The sequence below is a fragment of the Microbulbifer epialgicus genome (assembly GCF_041447265.1).
GTDB lineage: Bacteria > Pseudomonadota > Gammaproteobacteria > Pseudomonadales > Cellvibrionaceae > Microbulbifer > Microbulbifer epialgicus.
Map to the genome: position 1 here is coordinate 1 of NZ_JBGMEK010000212.1, position 1756 is coordinate 1756.

At 41.6% G+C, this 1756-nt stretch carries 4 protein-coding genes; 1 reads left to right on the forward strand and 3 read right to left on the reverse strand.

All coding sequences use genetic code 11. From position 1 onward, the window contains the following. The 3 genes from ACCI49_RS24555 to ACCI49_RS24565 all read right to left on the reverse strand — a co-directional run. The coding region (locus tag ACCI49_RS24555) for an IS3 family transposase (RefSeq protein WP_371841889.1) at positions 1–216 on the reverse strand (216 nt) is incomplete at its 3' end. Between the two features lie 59 nt (positions 217–275). Then, positions 276–566 carry a transposase gene (locus ACCI49_RS24560; RefSeq protein ID WP_371841890.1) on the reverse strand — a complete coding sequence of 97 codons (291 nt, stop codon included), beginning with the start codon at positions 564–566 and terminating at the stop codon, positions 276–278. A gap of 527 nt (positions 567–1093) precedes the next feature. Then, a complete protein-coding gene (locus ACCI49_RS24565; RefSeq protein WP_371841891.1) occupies positions 1094–1315 on the reverse strand; it encodes a hypothetical protein in 222 nt (73 codons plus the stop codon). Between the two features lie 153 nt (positions 1316–1468). Here ACCI49_RS24565 and ACCI49_RS24570 point away from each other — a divergent pair. After that, positions 1469–1756, forward strand: a 288-nt coding sequence (locus ACCI49_RS24570) for a transposase (RefSeq protein ID WP_371838736.1), incomplete at its 3' end; no start/stop codon positions are given.

A 1756-nucleotide genomic window follows, 5' to 3' on the forward strand; every position in this document is an offset into this window, starting at 1 on the left:
TGCCAAGCCTAGCTTTTTCATTAGCTTGCGGACTCGATAGCGCCCGACTTCAAAGCCTTCTTTACGTAACAGCTTCATTAACCGACGACTTCCGAGACTCTGTCGGGATTCTGCAAATAAGGCCTTTAAACGATGGCATAGTTGCCATGTCTGGCTATCTATTGAGCTATCACAACGGCGACACCAATCGTAATAGCAACTCTTATTTACCTGCATTACCCGGCAGAGCACCCTAACTGGAAAGCTGTCTTGCTGCTTCTTGATAAAGTTGTACTTTATTTCATTTCTTTCGCAAAGAAGGCGCTGGCCTTTTTTAGGATTTCCTTCTCCATACGCAACTGCTTGATTTCGCGTCGCAATCGATCCAATTCAGCGCGCTCGCCGGCATCCAGCCTTACTCCGCTCTCTTTCAGTTTCAGCTCTTTTATCCAGCGTCTCAGATTGTTGGCAGTGGTTCCTACAGCCTCAGCAGCCTTAGGAATCGAGTATCCTTGCTCGGAGACTAGGGCTACGGCGTTTTTCTTGAATTCCGGCTTGAAATGCAGACGTGCACCTTTTGTTGTCATACTTCACCTCGCTTGGTAGATTTACCATCTTAGCGAAGTGTCCGGAAGGATTAGGCCACTACAGTATTTCTCGTCATTATTGATCGATTGGCCGGTCCGCTTAATTTGGCCCAGAAGGGCAGCTTAAGAATATTATCAAATGGCTCAATTATCAGTTGGGAGTGTATCACTATAGTAGGCAGCTTTGATAATTAACCTTTCATAAATCTACTAGTAAAAGGCAGCTTTTAGCTCCGCTTCAGTATATATATTTATGAAATAAATCCCTGGCAAGTATTCAGTTGCCTCTCTGTTTCTTTCTTGCTCAATGGCTAGATCCAATGGGTAAACGCAATACTTATATGTTGACACAAAATTATCAAAAGCAGCGGCACGAAAATTTTCTTTATTCGTAATTATCTTACCTTGGTCTAACTGGTATATTTTCTGGGCTATACAGCTAATCACTCTTCGAGCGTTATCGACTTTTTTGTATTGATCAACATCTATAGAAGTTGAACAATTCCCTATGGGTGATCCTCTTTTTCTTATATTTTTTTTTGCTTTTCTGTTGGCGCCATACTTTCATTTTTTACATTTTCTCGATACATTTTAAACGACCCCAACAACTCTTTATCTATTTCATTTAATATTTCTGTTGGCTCTTCATCACTTTTGATCAATTTTAGAACATCAATGGGTGAGTGTGTGGAGGTTTTTGATATTATATCTCTCCAATGGTTGGATACTACTTTGAGTGCCTCTCCCATTTCTTTTGTTCGCGTTTCATCAAAAATTGGGGTGATGAGTGCGCCAGCTAGGGAACTGGCTTGATGCTCGCCCGATCGCTTAAGGGTACCTCTAAAAATTCACTAATTTCCGGTAAAATAATCTAAACGCTCACTAGTAAAGGTTATTGTCAAATGCAGCCGAGTTTTTTCGGTCTTGATGACCGCCATCGCAAGCTAAATGAACGTGATCCACTGGTTGCTCTTCGTAAGTTGATTGACTGGGAGGACTTCCGGAGTACTTTGAATAAAATCCCCACACTTCCAAGAAAGAGTAATGCTGGAAGAAGACCCTTTGATAAGGTACTGATGTTCAAGGCACTTGTATTACAGCATTTATATAACCTATCGGATGATGAGCTGGAATATCAGATACGCGATCGATTTTCATTTTGTCGATTTCTCAGCCTAAACCCGGAGGAC